Raw genomic sequence first — 18,093 nt, 5'->3', positions numbered from 1 at the left:
AAAGCCAAACTATTTTTTGGCTTTTTTTAAATAACAAGTTACACTAATAAAGCTTATAGCTTAATCCAAACATTAAATTTCCTTTTGGCATTGGCACCAAATTAGTTTCAGAATATTCAGAGTTAAAAATATTATTAGCGGTAGCAGATAATAACCATTTTTTATTAAGATTTGTTGATATTTTAGCATCGACTACATTATAACTTTCACCATCTGTTCTTTCAACATAACGATAAGAAATTGAATTACTTATGTTATCACAAAATTTAAAGTCTAAAGTAGTATTAAATTGGTGTTTAATACTATTTAAAGAATAGCGTGTAAACTGAACATTTTCATCTTTAATTTCATCATCTATAAAACTATAAGACATATTAACTTTTTGCTTTTGAGTACCTAAAACAAAACTATACCCTAAATTTGTTTCAAAACCTCTAGTAATTACTTCACTAAAGTTCTGGCTTTTCCACTTATCTTCTAAATTCTCTTTAGTCCAATCTATTAGGTTGTCTGATTTTCTATGAAATAAAGCCACATTAATTTTCCAATTATTTTTTGAAAATTTAAATCCTAACTCTTCTGACAAAGCGGATTCAGCTTCTAATTCAGGGTTCCCTTCAGTAGTTGAACCAATGTAATATAAATCTGTAAAGGTTGGTACACGATACGTATATCCTATATTTCCATATAGTTTTATACTTTCAGACATTTTAAATCCAACATCTATACCTGGAAATGCATTTGTATCAAAATCTGAATAAGAACTTATAGCAACACCTGGAGTAATATCAAATTTATTAAGCTCAAATCTGTGTTCAAAAAAACCAGTAATTGCAGTTCTGTTATGATCGTTTAAATTATTACTCACCAAAAAAATACGAGCTATATCAATTCCAATACCTGTTTTACCAAAAGATGAATTTACTTCTACATTTGTTTCTACACCAACTTTATTTGATATATGCAAATTTCTATATATTGAAGGATTACTTCTTATATAAACATACATATCTTGATTTCTACGCCAGTAAACTCTGGGCTTAATAACAAAATCTCCAGAAGTATATTTTGTACCTAATGCAACTAAACTTGTTTGAGTTTCTTCATATTGATCTATTGCTTCTGGTGAAGCATAAAAACCATTAGCACCAAAATCTCTACCCGTAAATGAGCTTGTTATATTATAATTTCCCAAATTTGCTTTTAAAAAAATAGATTTATTCACAAAATCCGTATTATATCTATAACCATCGGACTCTTGATAACCAACTGAAGCTAGAATTCCACCATTCTTAAACTTTTGATTAAATAAAATTGTTCCTTTCTTATTTTCATAAGAACCATATGCTAATAAAGCTTTTAATGAATTTTCTGTTATTTTTTTTGTGACAATATTAATAGCGCCAGTAAAAGCATTTTGACCATAAATACGAGCTGCAGGACCTTTTATAACTTCAATTCTTTCAATTGTATTTAAATCTAATATTGCGTTCATAGTATGGTGTCCCGTTTGTGCATCATCCATTTTTACGCCATCAATTAAAACAAGTGTTTGATCTAAACTTCCTCCACGTATATACAAATCAGATTGCATACCATCAACTCCTCTTCTACGGATATCAACTCCAGCAATTTGTTGTAATAAATCAGCTACGTTATTTGCAGGTAACTTTTGAATTTCTTCAGAAGAAATTAATTCTATAGTTCTAGATGTTTTAGAAAAAGGTAAAGTAATTCTATTAGATGTTATTTCAATTTCTTTTAATTTTACAGTGTCTTTTTGTGCAAAAGCTGTATTTGATAAAATTATTATAAAAAGAAAATATTTAATTTTAGTAATCATTCTAATTAGTTTTAAAAAGAGTTCAAAACTAAAAAGAAGTTCACTTTTGAAATAAAAAAAAGGCAAAAAAAAACGTCGAATTTTATTCGACGTTTTTTTTATTTTATGCTTCACCTACCGGTCCAAAATTCATTGGAATTGGCGGTTGTTCATAATCTTTTATCTCACCATGGTGTTGCTCAAACTTTTTAACATTTTCAGCTAAAGCTTTTGCTAATCTTTTTGCATGTTGAGGAGTCAAAATAATTCTTGATTTTACTTTAGCCTTTGGTTGTCCAGGCATAACACTAATAAAATCTACAATAAATTCTGAAACTGAATGATTTATAATAGCTAAATTAGAATAAATTCCTTCAGCAGTTTTATCGTCCAATTCAATATTTATTTGTCCTTCTTTTGACTTGTTTTTATCACTCATAATTATAAGTTAGAGTCCATTTCTTCTTTTGAACCAACAATAATATTGTCGTATACTCTCATACCTGTACCTGCAGGGATTCTCTTACCTACAATTACATTTTCTTTTAACCCTTCTAATGTATCAACTTTACCACTAACAGCAGCTTCGTTTAATACTTTAGTTGTTTCTTGGAACGATGCAGCAGAGATAAACGATTTAGTTTGTAACGATGCTCTAGTAATACCCTGAAGTATTTGTTGAGCCGTTGCTGGTTGTGCATCACGTGCAACAACTAATTCTTTATCTTCTCTACGTAAAATTGAATTTTCATCACGTAATTCACGTGGTGATACTATTTGACCTTCTTTTAAGTTAGAAGAATCTCCAGCATTTTCAATTACTTTCATTCCATAAATTTCATCATTTTCGGTAATAAAATCATTTTTATGAATTAATTGATTTTCTAAAAATAAAGTATCTCCAGAATCAATAATTTTAACTTTACGCATCATTTGGCGAACAACCACTTCATAATGCTTATCATTAATTTTTACACCTTGTAATCTATAAACCTCTTGAATTTCATTTACTAAATACTCTTGAACCGCAGCCGGACCTTGAATATTTAATATATCATTTGGTGTAACAGCACCTTCAGAAAGCGGCATACCTGCTTTAATAAAATCATTTTCTTGAACTAAAATTTGATTAGAAAGTTTAACTAAATACTTTTTAATCTCTCCAAGTTTAGATTCTACTATAATTTCACGGTTACCACGTTTAATTTTACCAAAAGAAACTACACCATCAATTTCAGAAACTACAGCTGGATTTGAAGGGTTACGAGCTTCAAATAATTCTGTTACTCTAGGTAAACCTCCTGTAATATCACCTGCTTTTCCAGATTTACGAGGAATTTTTACAATAATTTTACCTGATGCAATTTGTTCTCCATCTTCAACAATTAAATGAGCTCCAACTGGTAAATTATAAGATCTAATTACTTCATCACCATCTTTTAATAATAAAGCTGGAATAACTTTTTTGTTTTTAGACTCTATAATTACTTTTTCTTGGAAACCTGTTTGCTCATCAATTTCAACTATGTAATTAATACCTTGTTCAATATTATCAAACTCAATTTTACCAGCAAATTCAGAAACTATAACACCATTAAATGGATCCCATTTACATACAACATCATCTTTTTTAAGTTTTTGTCCATTCTTAACAAAAATAGTTGAACCATAAGGAATGTTATTAGTACTTACTGTTAAACCAGATTTTTCGTCTATTATTTTAGCTTCAGAAGTTCTAGAAACAACAATATCAATATCATTACCGTCTGAATCTTGACCTTTTACAGTTCGTAAATCTTCAATTACTACTTTTCCTGGGAATTTAACAATTAAGCTATTATCTTCTGAAATATTACCTGCAACACCACCAACGTGGAATGTACGTAATGTTAATTGCGTACCAGGTTCTCCAATAGATTGAGCAGCAACTACTCCAACTGCTTCACCAATTTGAACCATTTTTCGAGTTGAAAGATTTATTCCATAACATTTAGAACAAATTCCTTTTTTAGCTTCACATGTTAATGCTGAACGAACTTCAACACTATCTATTTGAGTTCCTTCAATTTTTTTAGCAATTTCAGTAGTAATTTCTTCTCCAGAATGTACTAGTATTTCTTCAGTAACTGGATCCACAACATCATGTAATGATGTTCTACCATCAATTCGCTCACTTAAAGATTCTACAATTTCATCATTCTTTTTCAATGCTGAAACAGACAACCCTCTTAATGTACCACAATCATGCTCATTAATAATAACATCTTGTGAAACATCTACTAAACGACGAGTTAAATATCCTGCATCGGCAGTTTTTAATGCTGTATCCGCAAGACCTTTACGAGCACCGTGTGTTGAGATAAAGTATTCAAGAATTGATAAACCTTCTTTAAAGTTAGAAAGAATTGGATTTTCAATAATCTCTCCACCTCCTGATGTAGATTTTTTAGGTTTCGCCATTAATCCACGCATACCTGTTAACTGACGAATTTGTTCTTTAGAACCCCTTGCACCAGAATCTAGCATCATAAATACCGAGTTAAACCCTTGTTGATCTTCACGTAAACGCTTCATCGACAATTCTGTTAAACGATTGTTTGTAGAACCCCAAACATCAATCACCTGGTTGTAACGCTCTTTACCAGTTAACATACCCATATTATAGTTAGCTACAATATTGTCAACTTGTGCGTTAGCTTCAGCAATCATTGTATGTTTTTCTGGTGGAATAATAATATCCCCTAAACTAAATGATAATCCTCCACGGAATGCAAACATATATCCCATTCCTTTCATATCATCCAAGAATTTTCCAGTAGTAGGAACATCAGTAACTTTTAAAATATTACCAATAATATCTCTTAATGATTTTTTATTCAATACTTCATTTACATAACCAGCAGCTTCAGGTACAACCTCGTTAAATAAAACTCTACCTACGGTAGTTTTTATTAACATAGAAACTAACTCACCTTCTTCATTAAAGTCTTTTGTTCTAACAGTAATAGAAGCATTTAAATCAACAGCTTTTTCATTGAATGCTATTGTTACTTCTTCTGGAGAATAAAAAGTCAATCCTTCACCTTTTACAGGAGCTTCAGGAGTTGATTTTCTTTCTTTAGTCATATAATATAAACCAAGTACCATATCCTGTGAAGGTACCGTAATTGGAGCTCCATTTGCTGGGTTTAATATATTATGAGACGCTAACATTAGTAACTGACACTCTAAAATAGCTTCAGGTCCTAATGGTAAATGTACCGCCATTTGATCCCCATCAAAATCGGCATTAAATGCCGTACACACTAATGGGTGTAATTGAATTGCTTTCCCTTCAATTAATTTTGGTTGAAAAGCTTGGATACCTAAACGGTGTAACGTAGGCGCACGGTTTAACATTACAGGATGTCCTTTTAAAACATTCTCTAAAATATCCCATACAACTGGTTCTCTTTTATCAATAATTTTTTTTGCAGATTTCACTGTTTTTACAATTCCTCTTTCTATTAATTTTCTAATAATAAAAGGTTTGTATAATTCAGCTGCCATATCTTTTGGCAATCCACATTCGTATAATTTTAATTCTGGTCCAACAACAATAACCGAACGTGCTGAATAATCAACACGTTTACCTAATAAGTTTTGACGGAAACGACCTTGTTTACCTTTTAAACTATCAGATAATGATTTTAATGGTCTGTTAGATTCAGTTTTTACTGCTGAAGATTTACGTGTGTTATCGAATAATGAATCTACTGATTCTTGTAACATACGTTTTTCGTTACGTAAAATAACTTCTGGAGCTTTGATCTCCATTAATCTTTTTAAACGATTGTTACGAATAATTACTCTTCGGTATAAATCATTTAAATCTGAAGTTGCAAAACGACCACCATCTAATGGTACTAATGGACGTAATTCTGGTGGAGTCACCGGAATTACTTTCATTATCATCCACTCTGGTTTGTTTTCTCTATTTTTTTGTGCATCTCTAAAAGCTTCAACAACATTTAAACGCTTTAAAGCTTCTGTTTTACGTTGTTTTGAAGTTTCTGTATTTGCTTTATGACGCAATGAATATGATAATTCATCTAAATCTAAACGTTTAAATAATTCAATTAAACATTCAGCACCCATTTTAGCAATAAACTTTTCTGGGTCATTATCATCTAAATACTGATTTTCAACAGGGAATGTTTCTAAAATATCTAAATATTCTTCCTCTGTTAAAAAGTCCATTTTTTGAACTGGTTCACCTTCAGCATTTTTAGCTCCTGCAGGTTGAATTACTACGTAACGTTCGTAGTAAATAATCATATCTAACTTTTTTGAAGGCAACCCTAAAAGGTACCCCATTTTGTTAGGTAAAGATTTAAAGTACCAGATATGAGCAACAGGAACCACCAAATTAATGTGTCCTACTCTATCTCTACGTACTTTTTTTTCTGTAACCTCAACACCACATCGGTCACAAACAATTCCTTTATAACGAATTCTTTTGTATTTACCACAGGCACATTCATAATCCTTGATAGGACCAAAAATTCGCTCGCAAAACAATCCGTCTCTCTCTGGTTTGTGCGTACGGTAATTTATCGTTTCAGGTTTTAAAACTTCTCCGTTTGATTTTTCTAAAATCGCTTCAGGAGATGATAAACCTATTGAAATTTTGTTAAACTTTTTTACAGTGTATTTATCGTTTTTTCTGGCCATAATAATTTGATGGTATCGAATTTTATATGTAAAAAGGTAGATAGGAATTAAAAATTCCTATCTACAAAAATTTTATTATTCTTCTAATCTAACGTCTAGCCCAAGCCCTTTTAACTCATGCATTAATACGTTAAACGACTCTGGTAATCCTGGTTCTGGCATTGTTTCACCTTTTACAATGGCTTCATAAGTTTTAGCTCTACCTAAAACATCATCTGATTTCACTGTTAAGATTTCACGTAATGTACTTGATGCACCATAAGCTTCAAGTGCCCAAACCTCCATTTCTCCAAAACGCTGACCACCAAACTGTGCTTTACCACCTAATGGTTGCTGCGTTATTAATGAGTAAGGTCCAATAGAACGAGCATGCATTTTATCATCAATCATATGACCTAATTTAATCATATAAATTACACCTACTGTTGCAGGTTGATCAAAACGTTGTCCTGTTCCACCATCATATAAATATGTATGGCCAAAATCTGGAATACCTGCTTCATTAGTTAATGCTGTAATTTGGTCTATAGTTGCTCCATCAAAAATTGGTGTAGCAAACTTTCTACCTAAATCTTGTCCTGCCCAACCTAAAACAGTTTCATAAATTTGTCCAATATTCATACGAGAAGGTACACCTAATGGATTTAATACAATATCTACTGGTGTTCCATCTTCTAAAAATGGCATATCTTCTTGACGTACAATTCTAGCAACAATACCTTTGTTACCATGACGTCCAGCCATTTTATCACCCACTTTTAATTTACGTTTTTTAGCTATGTAAATTTTAGCAAGTTTTAAAATACCTGCAGGAAGTTCATCACCTACTGAAATAGTAAATTTATCTCTTCGCAATGATCCTTGTAAATCATTAACTTTAATTTTATAGTTATGGATTAATTCCGAAACTAAAGAATTTATGTGATCATCAGTTGTCCAAACACCTTTTGTTAAGTGAGCAAAATCTGTTACTGCATTTAACATTTTTAAAGTGAATTTTTTACCTTTTTGAAGAATTTCCTCTTCTAAATCATTCTGAACTCCTTGAGAAGTTTTACCACTAACTAAATGAAATAATTTATCAACCAAAATTGAACGTAATTCTTCAAATTTAGCACTATACTTACTCTCTAAATTAGCAATATCTACTTTATCTTTAGCTCTCTTTGATTTATCTTTAACAGCTCTTTCAAACAACTTCTTATCAATTACAACACCTCTTAATGATGGCGAAGCTTTTAACGAAGCATCTTTTACATCTCCTGCTTTATCTCCAAAAATTGCACGAAGTAATTTTTCTTCAGGCGTTGGATCAGATTCTCCTTTAGGAGTAATTTTACCAATTAAAATATCGCCAGGTTTTACTTCAGCACCAATACGAATCATTCCATTTTCATCTAAATCTTTAGTAGCTTCTTCAGAAACGTTAGGAATATCATTAGTTAATTCTTCAGCACCTAATTTAGTATCTCTCACATCCATTGAGTATTCATCAATATGAATTGATGTAAAGATATCTTCACGAACTACTTTTTCAGAAATTACAATTGCATCCTCAAAATTATACCCTTTCCAAGGCATAAAGGCTACTTTCATATTTCTACCTAAAGCTAATTCACCACTTTGAGTTGCATAACCTTCACAAAGAACTTGCCCTTCTTCAACTCTATCACCTTTTCTAACAATAGGTTTTAAGTTAATTGAGGTTCCTTGATTTGTTTTTCTAAATTTAATTAGATTATATGTTTTACTATCTACATCAAAACTAACCATACGGTCTTCATCAGTTCTATCGTATTTAATAGTAATAATATTAGCATCAACATAAGTTACTTCACCCGCACTTTCTGCATTTATTAAAATACGAGAATCTTTTGCTACTCTTCTTTCTAATCCAGTTCCAACAATTGGAGATTCTGGACGTAATAAAGGTACAGCCTGACGCATCATGTTCGATCCCATCAATGCACGGTTGGCATCATCATGTTCCAAAAATGGAATTAATGAAGCTGAAATAGAAGCAATTTGATTTGGAGCAACATCCATGAAGTTAATTTCTACTGGATCTACAACAGGATAATCGGCTTCTTCACGAGCAATTACTCGTTCTTGAACAAAACTTCCATCATCTTTTAAAGGTAAGTTTGATTGAGCAAACTTCATTCCTTCTTCTTCTTCTGCACTTAAATATCTAGGTTCATCAACTATGTTAACTTTCCCTTCTGATATTTCTCTATAAGGTGTTTCAATAAATCCTAAATTGTTAACCTTTGCAAATACTGCTAATGAAGAAATTAAACCAATATTTGGTCCTTCAGGTGTTTCAATTGGACATAAACGACCGTAATGTGTATAGTGAACATCTCGAACTTCGAAACCTGCTCTTTCACGAGACAAACCTCCAGGTCCTAATGCAGATAATCTACGTTTGTGTGTTATTTCTGCTAATGGATTTGTTTGATCCATAAATTGAGATAACTGGTTTGTTCCAAAAAATGAATTAATTACTGATGATAATGTTTTAGCATTAATCAAATCAATAGGTGTAAACACCTCGTTATCACGAACATTCATTCTTTCACGAATAGTACGAGCCATACGTGATAAACCAACTCCAAACTGACTTGCTAACTGTTCACCTACAGTTCTAACACGACGGTTTGATAAGTGGTCAATATCATCAACTTCAGCTTTTGAATTAACAAGCTTAATTAAGTTTTTGATAATAGTTATTATATCTAGTTTTGTTAATACTTTTTGATCAATATCAACATCTAACTCTAATTTTTTATTCATTCTATATCGTCCAACTTCACCTAAATTGTAACGTTGTTCCGAAAAGAATAATTTATCTATAATACCTTTTGCGGTTTCAAAATCTGGCGGTTCAGCATTACGTAATTGGCGATAGATATGCTCAACTGCTTCTTTTTCAGAGTTTGTAGGATCTTTTTGAAGCGTATTATGAATAATAGCGTAATCAGCTGATTGGTTATCTTCTTTATGTAAAAGAATTGTTTTTGAACCAGAATCAACTATTTCTTCAATATGTTCTTTTTCTAATATTGTATCACGATCTAAAATAATCTCATTACGTTCAATAGATACAACTTCACCAGTATCTTCATCAACAAAGTCTTCAAACCATGTTTTTAATACACGAGCTGCTAATTTTCTTCCTAAAACTTTTTTAACTCCACTTTTAGAAACTTTAATTTCTTCTGCAAGGTTAAAAATTTCAAGAATATCTTTATCTCGTTCGTAACCAATTGCTCTAAACAATGTAGTTACAGGTAATTTTTTCTTTCTATCAATATAAGCATACATTACTTGATTGATATCGGTAGCAAATTCAATCCAAGAACCCTTAAAAGGAATTACTCTTGCTGAATATAATTTTGTTCCATTTGCATGGAATGATTGCCCAAAGAAAACTCCAGGAGAACGGTGTAATTGAGATACAACAACTCTTTCAGCTCCATTGATACAAAAAGTACCACTATGAGTCATATAAGGAATTGTACCTAAATATACATCCTGCACAATTGTTTCAAAATCTTCGTGCTCTGGGTCTGTACAATATAATTTTAAACGGGCTTTTAGAGGTACACTATAGGTAAGACCTCTTTCAATACATTCTTGTATCGAGTAACGTGGTGGATCAACAAAGTAATCCAAAAACTCTAATACAAATTGATTACGAGTATCGGTTATTGGGAAGTTATCCAAGAAGGTTTTATACAATCCTTCATCACTTCGTTCGTCAGCTTTAGTTTTTAACTGGAAAAAATCTTGAAACGATTTTACCTGAATATCCAAAAAATCTGGATATTCCATAACTAATTTAGCTGATGCAAAGTTTATTCTTTCGGTGAATTTTTTTGTTGCCAATGGACAAAAACTTTAGGTTAAAAAAACTATTAAAATATAAGAACGAATATATACGCAAAATGGTTTAGGCCTAAGGAAACCCTAAGACCTAAACCTAAAATTTTGTAACTTAGTTAAGCTTACTTAAGCTCAACCTCTGCTCCAGCTTCTTCTAATGATGCTTTTAAGCCTTCTGCTTCATCTTTAGAAACACCTTCTTTGATAGGTGCTGGTGCGCTATCTACAATTCCTTTAGCTTCTTTTAATCCTAAACCAGTTAATTCTTTAACTAATTTTACTACTGCTAATTTAGAACCACCTGCCGCTTTTAAAATTACGTCGAATTCTGATTGTTCTTCAGCTGCTGCTTCTCCACCTGCTGCTGGACCTGCTACTGCAACTGCTGCTGCTGCTGGTTCAATACCGTATTCTTCTTTTAAAATATCAGCTAACTCATTTACTTCTTTTACTGTTAAGTTAACAAGTTGTTCTGCGAAATCTTTTAAATCTGCCATTTCTCTTTGTTTAAATTTTATTTTAGTTTATTTGTGCACTTATTCTTTTTCTGATAATGTTTTTAAGATACCTGATAATTTACTACCACCAGATTGTAACGCTGAAATTACGTTTTTAGCTGGAGATTGTAATAAGGTAATAACGTCTCCAATAAGCTCTTCTTTAGACTTAATGTTAACAAGCATATCTAATTGGTCATCACCAATGTAAATTGCTTCTTCAACATAAGCACCTTTTAAAACGGGCTTTTTAGATTTTTTACGAAATTCTTTAATTAATTTCGCTGGTGCATTACCTGTCTCAGATACTAAAATTGATGTATTACCTTTTAATGTTGTTGGTAACTCACCAAATTCTTTATCAGATTTTTCCATTGCCTTTTCAAGCAATGTATTTTTAACAACCGATAGTTTGATATTTGCTTTGAAACATGCTCTACGTAAGTTTGAAGTTTCTGTAGCATTTAATCCTGATATATCTGCTAAATAGATAATACTACCTTCAGTTAACTGTGTTGTTAAAGCCTCTATTACTTGTGATTTTTCTTCTCTCGTCATAATTATAAGATTTTAACTTTGTGAAACTGATTTAGCATCTATACTAACACCAGGACTCATTGTACTAGACATATAAATACTTTTTATATAAGTACCTTTAGCTGCTGTTGGTTTTAACTTTATCAAAGTATGTAATAATTCATTTGCATTGTCTGCAATTTTGTCAACATCAAAAGATGCTTTACCAATAGAAGCATGTACAATTCCAGTTTTCTCAACTTTAAAGTCAATTTTACCAGCTTTCACATCTTTTACTGCTTTTGCTACATCCATTGTTACAGTACCTGTTTTTGGGTTAGGCATTAAACCTCTAGGACCTAAAACTCTTCCTAAAGGACCTAATTTTCCCATTACACTTGGCATTGTAATAATTACGTCAACATCTGTCCAACCTCCTTTAATTTTCTGAAGGTATTCATCTAATCCCACATAATCAGCACCTGCTTCTTTAGCTTCGTCTTCTTTATCTGGAGTTACTAATGCTAAAACTTTAACATCTTTTCCGGTTCCGTGTGGTAATGTTACAACACCTCTAACCATTTGATTTGCTTTTCTAGGATCAACTCCTAATCTAACAGCTAAATCAATAGATGCATCAAAATTTACATTAGTAATTTCTTTTACTAAAGCTGAAGCTTCACTTACAGTTAAAGCTTGATTTCTATCAACTTTAGCTACTGCTTCTTTTTGCTTTTTTGTTAATTTTGCCATTTCTTAAATAACTGTTTATTGTTTAATAGGAGCTACTCCCTTTACTTTAATTCCCATTGAGCGAGCTGTACCAGCCATCATTAACATTGCTGATTCAACTGTAAATGCATTTAAATCAGGCATTTTATCTTCAGCAATAACTCTCAATTGATCCCAAGTAACTGTAGCTACTTTAACACGATTAGGTTCTCCTGAACCTTTCTTTACTTTAGCTGCTTCTAATATTTGAACAGCTGCTGGAGGAGTTTTAATTACAAAATCAAAAGATTTATCCTTGTAAACTGTAATAGCTACAGGTAAAACTTTACCTTGTTTATCTTGAGTTCTAGCATTAAACTGCTTACAGAACTCCATAATATTAACTCCGGCAGCACCTAAAGCAGGTCCAACAGGTGGTGATGGGTTTGCTGCCCCTCCACGTACTTGTAACTTAACTACTTTACTTACTTCTTTTGCCATTTTTTAATTTTAAATTAGATATTACATATAAGTTGGAAGCTAACTGTAATATCAAAAATTACTTTTGTAACAATTATGAAATTTTATCAACTTGCATATAACTTAATTCTAAAGGTGTTTTTCTTCCGAAAATTTTCACCATTACCTCAAGTTTACGTTTTTCTTCATTTACTTTTTCAATAGTACCATCAAAACCATTAAACGGACCATCAATTACCTTTACTGTTTCACCAATTACATAAGGTATTGCAATGTTATCAGATTGAACTGATAATTCATCCACCTTACCAAGCATTCGGTTAATTTCAGATTTTCTCATTGGTACAGGTTCTCCTCCTTTAACTTCACCTAAAAAACCTATAACACCTGGAATAGATTTAATAATGTGTGGCATTTCACCACTTAAGTTTGCCTCTATCATTATATAACCAGGAAAGTAAACTCTTTCTTTATTTACTTTTTTTCCATTACGTACCTGAATAACTTTTTCTGTAGGTACCAATACTCGGTCTAAATAATCAGTCATTCCTAAACGAGCAATTTCAGTTTCAATATAGTTTTTAACTTTATTTTCTTGCCCACCTATAGCTCTAACTACATACCATTTTTTTACAGAATCAGCCATAAACTTTAATTAAAATAATTCAAAATACTTTGTTAAACCAGTCTGGAAGAATTTATCTACAAAAAATACTGCTAACGCAAATATAATTGTAAAGATTGCAACTACTATAGTAGATTTTTGAGCTTCTTCCCAAGAAATCCAAGATACTTTGTTTCGCAATTCTTCAAATGAGTCTTTTATATATTTAACTAAATTCATTTTATTTTTATTTGCACGGGTTGAGAGACTCGAACTCCCGACACCTGGTTTTGGAGACCAGTGCTCTACCAACTGAGCTAAACCCGTAAAGAAAGGTGCTTCGATATGTAAAGAAGCACCTAAACTTATTATTTTATATAATAGATGTAAATTAGTCTAACATTTCTGTTACTTGACCTGCACCTACAGTTCTACCACCTTCACGGATTGCAAAACGTAAACCTACATTTAATGCAATTGGTTGGTGTAATTCTACAGTAATAGTTAAGTTATCACCTGGCATTACCATTTCAACTCCATCAGGTAAATTAATAGTTCCTGTTACATCAGTTGTACGTACGTAAAACTGTGGACGGTAGTTATTATGGAATGGTGTGTGACGACCACCTTCTTCTTTTTTAAGAACATAAACCTCTGCTTTAAATTTAGCATGAGGAGTTACAGAACCTGGTTTACAGATTACCATACCTCTTTTAATATCTTCTTTATTAATACCTCTTAATAAGATACCAACATTATCACCAGCTTCACCTCTATCTAATATTTTACGGAACATCTCAACTCCAGTAATTGTAGAAGTTAATTTTTCAGCACCCATACCGATAATATCAACTGCATCTCCAGTGTTTGCTACACCAGTTTCAATACGACCTGTAGCAACAGTACCACGACCTGTAATTGAGAATACATCTTCAATTGGCATTAAGAAATCTTTATCAACATCACGCTTTGGTAACTCAATCCAAGTATCAACAGCATCCATTAATTCCATTATCTTATCCATCCATTTTTCTTCCTTATTCAAACCACCTAAAGCTGAACCTTGAATTACTGGTGTATTATCACCATCATATTCATAGAAAGATAATAAATCTCTAATTTCCATTTCTACTAATTCCAATAGTTCTTCATCATCAACCATATCCACTTTATTCATGAATACAACTAATCTAGGAATCCCTACCTGACGACCTAATAAGATGTGCTCTCTAGTTTGAGGCATTGGTCCATCTGTAGCAGCTACAACAATAATTGCACCATCCATTTGAGCAGCACCCGTAACCATGTTCTTTACGTAATCCGCGTGACCTGGACAGTCAACGTGAGCGTAGTGACGATTAGCAGTTTGATACTCTACGTGAGCAGTGTTAATTGTAATACCTCTTTCTTTTTCCTCTGGTGCGTTATCGATTTGATCGAAATCTTTTACTTCAGAAAGTCCTTTCTCTGCTAATACAACAGTAATAGCAGCTGTTAAGGTTGTTTTACCGTGATCAACGTGTCCAATAGTACCAATGTTTAAATGTGGTTTCGAACGATCGAAGGTTTCTTTAGCCATAATTATTAATTTTTAAATCTTAGTTATATATAGTATTAAATTCTATTCATTTTATTTGAGCCAATGACGGGATTTGAACCCGTGACCTCTTCCTTACCAAGGAAACGCTCTACCCCTGAGCTACACCGGCTTTAAAAAAAAGAGCGAGAGACCGGGCTCGAACCGGCGACAGTCAGCTTGGAAGGCTGAAGCTCTACCAACTGAGCTACTCTCGCAATATTTTTTTTCAAATCATCATTGCAGTAATAATTTCTTATTACTTAAATTTTGTGGTGAGAGAAGGATTCGAACCTTCGAAGACATAGTCAGCAGATTTACAGTCTGCCCTCGTTGGCCACTTGAGTATCTCACCATTTAATTTATCAAAGATCTTTTTCTTTTGTTTTGAGCCGATGGAGGGACTCGAACCCACGACCTGCTGATTACAAATCAGCTGCTCTAGCCAGCTGAGCTACATCGGCAATTTACTCCACAAAAGAAGTCCGCTATTTCTAACGGACTGCAAATGTATTAAAGTTTTTATTTTTAAACAAAACTTTTCTTTCTTTTTTTGTTTTTATTTTGCTTTAACTTTTTCTTTCTTTTTTGTAAGCTGTCTTTTAAGCGTGTCAGCTGCCAACATTACTCCTTCTTCAAATGTTTTACATTGTTTTTTTACAACAAAATCGTTACCTGGAACGTTTAATTTAACGTCAACTAATTTATTTTCTTTCTCGCTTGTTTGTTGAACTTTCAAATACACTTCCGCATCTACAATTTTATCGTAATACTTTTCGATGCTATTTAATTTTTTTTCGACAAACTCAACAAGACTTGCATCTGCTTTAAAATTTACAGATTGTATAAATACTTTCATATTGAAATTAGTTTTTAGAGCTCCTTGGGTGAGCCTGATTATAAACTTCTTTTAATTTTCCCAAACTTGAGTGGGTGTATACCTGTGTTGACGCTAAACTAGAATGCCCAAGCAATTCTTTAACTGCATTTAAATCAGCGCCTTCATTTAATAAGTGTGTCGCAAATGAATGCCTAATCACATGCGGGCTTTTTTTCACTTTAGATGACACCGTACTAAAATAATTATTTATTACACGATAAACAAGTGTATTGTACATTTTTTTACCACTTTTTGTTATTAAAAAAGAAGATGATTTTGTATTAATATCACTTCTTAATTTTAAATATTGCTGTATTGTTATTTGAACTGCTTTTAATAACGGAATGTATCTTTCTTTATTTCTTTTACCTAATACTTTAACAGTTTCATTAACAAGATCAATATCTTTTAATTCTATCCCTATTAATTCAGCTCTACGCATACCTGTTGAGTATAATAACTCAACTATAAGTTTATCACGTAAACCTTCAAAATCTTGCTTTTCATTTAAAATATCTAGCACTTGTTTTAATTCTTTTTCTGAAAAAGGAACTTGAATTTTTTTTGCTATTTTTAAAGGTTGATGTTTTGTAAGTGGACTTATTTTAATTTGTTGAGTTTTTTGAAGGAACTTGTAAAAACTTTTTAATGAAGAAATTTTTCTATTAATACTTCTATTTGATATGTTACTATTTACTAAAGTAACTATCCAACTTCTAACTTGGGAATAATTAATATTAACAATTGAAGTTTGAGAAAATTCTTCTAAACAAAATTGCTGAAAAGATAGTAAATCATTTCTATATGCAGTAATAGTATGAGCAGCATATTTTTTTTCAAAAGTTAAATAATCTAAAAAAGAATTTATAGGCATAAAAAAAACCGTTAGTATTTACAAAATTAACAATTGTTATTTGTAAATACTAACGGTAAGTATTTTTATATTTAAAAAATTATCCCTGCTCTTCAGTAGTTCTAATTCTTTGAACGTATTTTGCTTTAATCATTTGAGCTCTTTTCTCAACAGATGGCTTGTTAAATTGCTTTCTGTTACGTAAAGTTTTCATAGTTTTAGTTCTATCAAATTTTCTTTTGTAACGTTTTAACGCTCTGTCAATGTTTTCTCCGTCCTTTACTGGTATAATTAACATAATTTAGCACCTCCTTTCAAAATGTTCTCTTTTAAATTTTTAAGATTGCAAAGATACAACTTCTTTTTATACAAACAATTAATAAAAACTATTTATTTTATAGAAGCTTTATATTCTTTTTTATCTATAATCATTTTTGAAATAATTTCACGTAGAATTTCTGAAGTTCCACCACCAATTGGCCCTAATCTACTATCTCTAAGTAAACGAGCTAACGGATAATCTTCCATATAACCATAACCACCTAATAATTGCAAGCAGTTATAAATTACCTCATCTGCAATTTTTGTTGCTGTTAATTTAGACATACTAGCTTCTTTAACTACATAATCTCCTTTATCTAAACGATGAATTATTGAGTAATTAAACTCTTTACACATCTCAATTTCACTTGCCATATCTGCAATTTTATGACGTAAAGCTTGATATTGATCTATAGTTTTTCCAAAAGCTTGTCTTTCTGACATATATTGAATGGTATATTCTAAAGCAAACTCTGCCCTTGCATGAGCGTTAACAGCCATTATTACTCTTTCTGATGCAAAATGCTGCATTATGTACGAAAAACCTTTTCCTTCATCACCTAACATGTTACTTGCAGGAACTCTAACATTATTAAAAGCTATTTCTGCGGTATCTGAAGCTTTCCAACCTAATTTTTTTAAATCGGTTGCAGTAATACCTTCCATTTGTCTATCTAACACAAAAATACTCATTCCTTTGTGTTTTAAATCTGGATTTGTTTTTACTGCAACTACCAAATAATCTGAAAAAACACCATTAGTTATAAATGTTTTTGACCCATTAATTATATAATCATTCCCATCTTTTACAGCAGAAGTTCTTATACCTGCAACGTCAGACCCACCAAAAGGTTCGGAAACACATAAACAACCTACTTTTTCACCTCTAACACTTGGTATTAAATATTTTTGTTTTATTTCTTCACTTCCTTCTGCATCAATATGCGTCATTGCTAAATAAGCATGTGCCCACATTGCTGCTGCTGTACCTCCAGAATTTACTTTTTGTAGTTCTTCTAAAAAAATAACAGAATAGAACAAATCGAGTTCTAATCCTTCATATTTTTCGGGATAATTCAAACCGAAATATCCCATTTCACCAAACTTTTTGAAAATTTCTTTACCTACATATCCATTTTCTTCCCAACTATCAACATTGGGAACTACTTCTTTTTGTAAAAAATCTTTAAAACTTTGGCGGAATGCCTCGTGCTCTTCTGTAAAATACATAT

The 18,093-nt window shown here is 31.8% G+C and carries 15 protein-coding genes and 5 tRNA genes; all 20 read right to left on the bottom strand.

Features of this window, described 5'->3' with window-relative positions:
* Positions 1-43 precede the first annotated feature (43 nt).
* A complete protein-coding gene (locus R3X25_RS08095; protein WP_317673678.1) occupies positions 44-1,843 on the bottom strand; it encodes a TonB-dependent receptor in 1,800 nt (599 codons plus the stop codon).
* A 103-nt stretch (positions 1,844-1,946) separates the two neighbouring features.
* Positions 1,947-2,261, bottom strand: coding sequence for a DUF3467 domain-containing protein (locus R3X25_RS08090; protein ID WP_317673677.1), 315 nt, complete (start codon positions 2,259-2,261; stop codon positions 1,947-1,949).
* Between the two features lie 2 nt (positions 2,262-2,263).
* A complete protein-coding gene (gene rpoC / locus R3X25_RS08085) occupies positions 2,264-6,535 on the bottom strand; it encodes a DNA-directed RNA polymerase subunit beta' (RefSeq protein WP_317673676.1) in 4,272 nt (1,423 codons plus the stop codon).
* Between the two features lie 75 nt (positions 6,536-6,610).
* Positions 6,611-10,426, bottom strand: coding sequence for a DNA-directed RNA polymerase subunit beta (gene rpoB / locus R3X25_RS08080; protein WP_317673675.1), 3,816 nt, complete (start codon positions 10,424-10,426; stop codon positions 6,611-6,613).
* Between the two features lie 119 nt (positions 10,427-10,545).
* The gene (gene rplL, locus R3X25_RS08075) at positions 10,546-10,920 is read right to left on the bottom strand and encodes a 50S ribosomal protein L7/L12 (protein ID WP_317673674.1); all 375 of its coding nucleotides are present in this window, start codon (positions 10,918-10,920) and stop codon (positions 10,546-10,548) included.
* Between the two features lie 39 nt (positions 10,921-10,959).
* On the bottom strand, positions 10,960-11,478 hold the full coding sequence (gene rplJ, locus R3X25_RS08070; RefSeq protein WP_317673673.1) for a 50S ribosomal protein L10: 519 nt from the start codon (positions 11,476-11,478) through the stop codon (positions 10,960-10,962).
* A gap of 12 nt (positions 11,479-11,490) precedes the next feature.
* Entirely contained in the window at positions 11,491-12,189 is a 699-nt protein-coding gene (gene rplA / locus R3X25_RS08065) for a 50S ribosomal protein L1 (RefSeq protein WP_317673672.1), read from the bottom strand.
* A gap of 15 nt (positions 12,190-12,204) precedes the next feature.
* Entirely contained in the window at positions 12,205-12,648 is a 444-nt protein-coding gene (gene rplK, locus R3X25_RS08060) for a 50S ribosomal protein L11 (RefSeq protein ID WP_317673671.1), read from the bottom strand.
* Positions 12,649-12,721: 73 nt separating this feature from the next.
* Positions 12,722-13,273: a transcription termination/antitermination protein NusG gene (gene nusG / locus R3X25_RS08055; protein ID WP_317673670.1), complete on the bottom strand. Its 552-nt coding sequence runs from the start codon at positions 13,271-13,273 to the stop codon at positions 12,722-12,724.
* 9 nt (positions 13,274-13,282) lie between these two features.
* Positions 13,283-13,471, bottom strand: a complete 189-nt coding sequence (gene secE, locus R3X25_RS08050) for a preprotein translocase subunit SecE (RefSeq protein WP_317673669.1) — start codon at positions 13,469-13,471, stop codon at positions 13,283-13,285.
* Positions 13,472-13,485: 14 nt separating this feature from the next.
* Positions 13,486-13,558 (bottom strand) — tRNA-Trp (locus tag R3X25_RS08045).
* A 64-nt stretch (positions 13,559-13,622) separates the two neighbouring features.
* Positions 13,623-14,810: an elongation factor Tu gene (gene tuf, locus R3X25_RS08040; RefSeq protein ID WP_317673668.1), complete on the bottom strand. Its 1,188-nt coding sequence runs from the start codon at positions 14,808-14,810 to the stop codon at positions 13,623-13,625.
* 58 nt (positions 14,811-14,868) lie between these two features.
* Positions 14,869-14,940 (bottom strand) — tRNA-Thr (locus R3X25_RS08035).
* 12 nt (positions 14,941-14,952) lie between these two features.
* Positions 14,953-15,025: transfer RNA gene (locus R3X25_RS08030), tRNA-Gly, on the bottom strand.
* A 55-nt stretch (positions 15,026-15,080) separates the two neighbouring features.
* Positions 15,081-15,162: transfer RNA gene (locus R3X25_RS08025), tRNA-Tyr, on the bottom strand.
* A 35-nt stretch (positions 15,163-15,197) separates the two neighbouring features.
* A tRNA-Thr gene (locus tag R3X25_RS08020) sits at positions 15,198-15,271 on the bottom strand.
* A 95-nt stretch (positions 15,272-15,366) separates the two neighbouring features.
* On the bottom strand, positions 15,367-15,666 hold the full coding sequence (gene hpf, locus R3X25_RS08015; protein ID WP_317673667.1) for a ribosome hibernation-promoting factor, HPF/YfiA family: 300 nt from the start codon (positions 15,664-15,666) through the stop codon (positions 15,367-15,369).
* A gap of 7 nt (positions 15,667-15,673) precedes the next feature.
* Positions 15,674-16,561 carry a tyrosine-type recombinase/integrase gene (locus R3X25_RS08010; RefSeq protein ID WP_317673666.1) on the bottom strand — a complete coding sequence of 296 codons (888 nt, stop codon included), beginning with the start codon at positions 16,559-16,561 and terminating at the stop codon, positions 15,674-15,676.
* A 79-nt stretch (positions 16,562-16,640) separates the two neighbouring features.
* Positions 16,641-16,838 carry a 30S ribosomal protein S21 gene (gene rpsU, locus R3X25_RS08005; protein WP_317673665.1) on the bottom strand — a complete coding sequence of 66 codons (198 nt, stop codon included), beginning with the start codon at positions 16,836-16,838 and terminating at the stop codon, positions 16,641-16,643.
* 92 nt (positions 16,839-16,930) lie between these two features.
* Positions 16,931-18,091 (bottom strand): acyl-CoA dehydrogenase family protein, encoded by a 1,161-nt coding sequence (locus R3X25_RS08000; RefSeq protein WP_317673664.1) that lies wholly within the window; start codon positions 18,089-18,091, stop codon positions 16,931-16,933.
* Positions 18,092-18,093 lie beyond the last annotated feature (2 nt).

Origin of the sequence: Lutibacter sp. TH_r2 (genome assembly GCF_033101135.1) — a bacterium.
GTDB lineage: Bacteria > Bacteroidota > Bacteroidia > Flavobacteriales > Flavobacteriaceae > Lutibacter.
The sequence above is the reverse complement of the archived record's forward strand: the minus strand, read 5'-3'. Positions and strand labels throughout refer to the sequence as shown.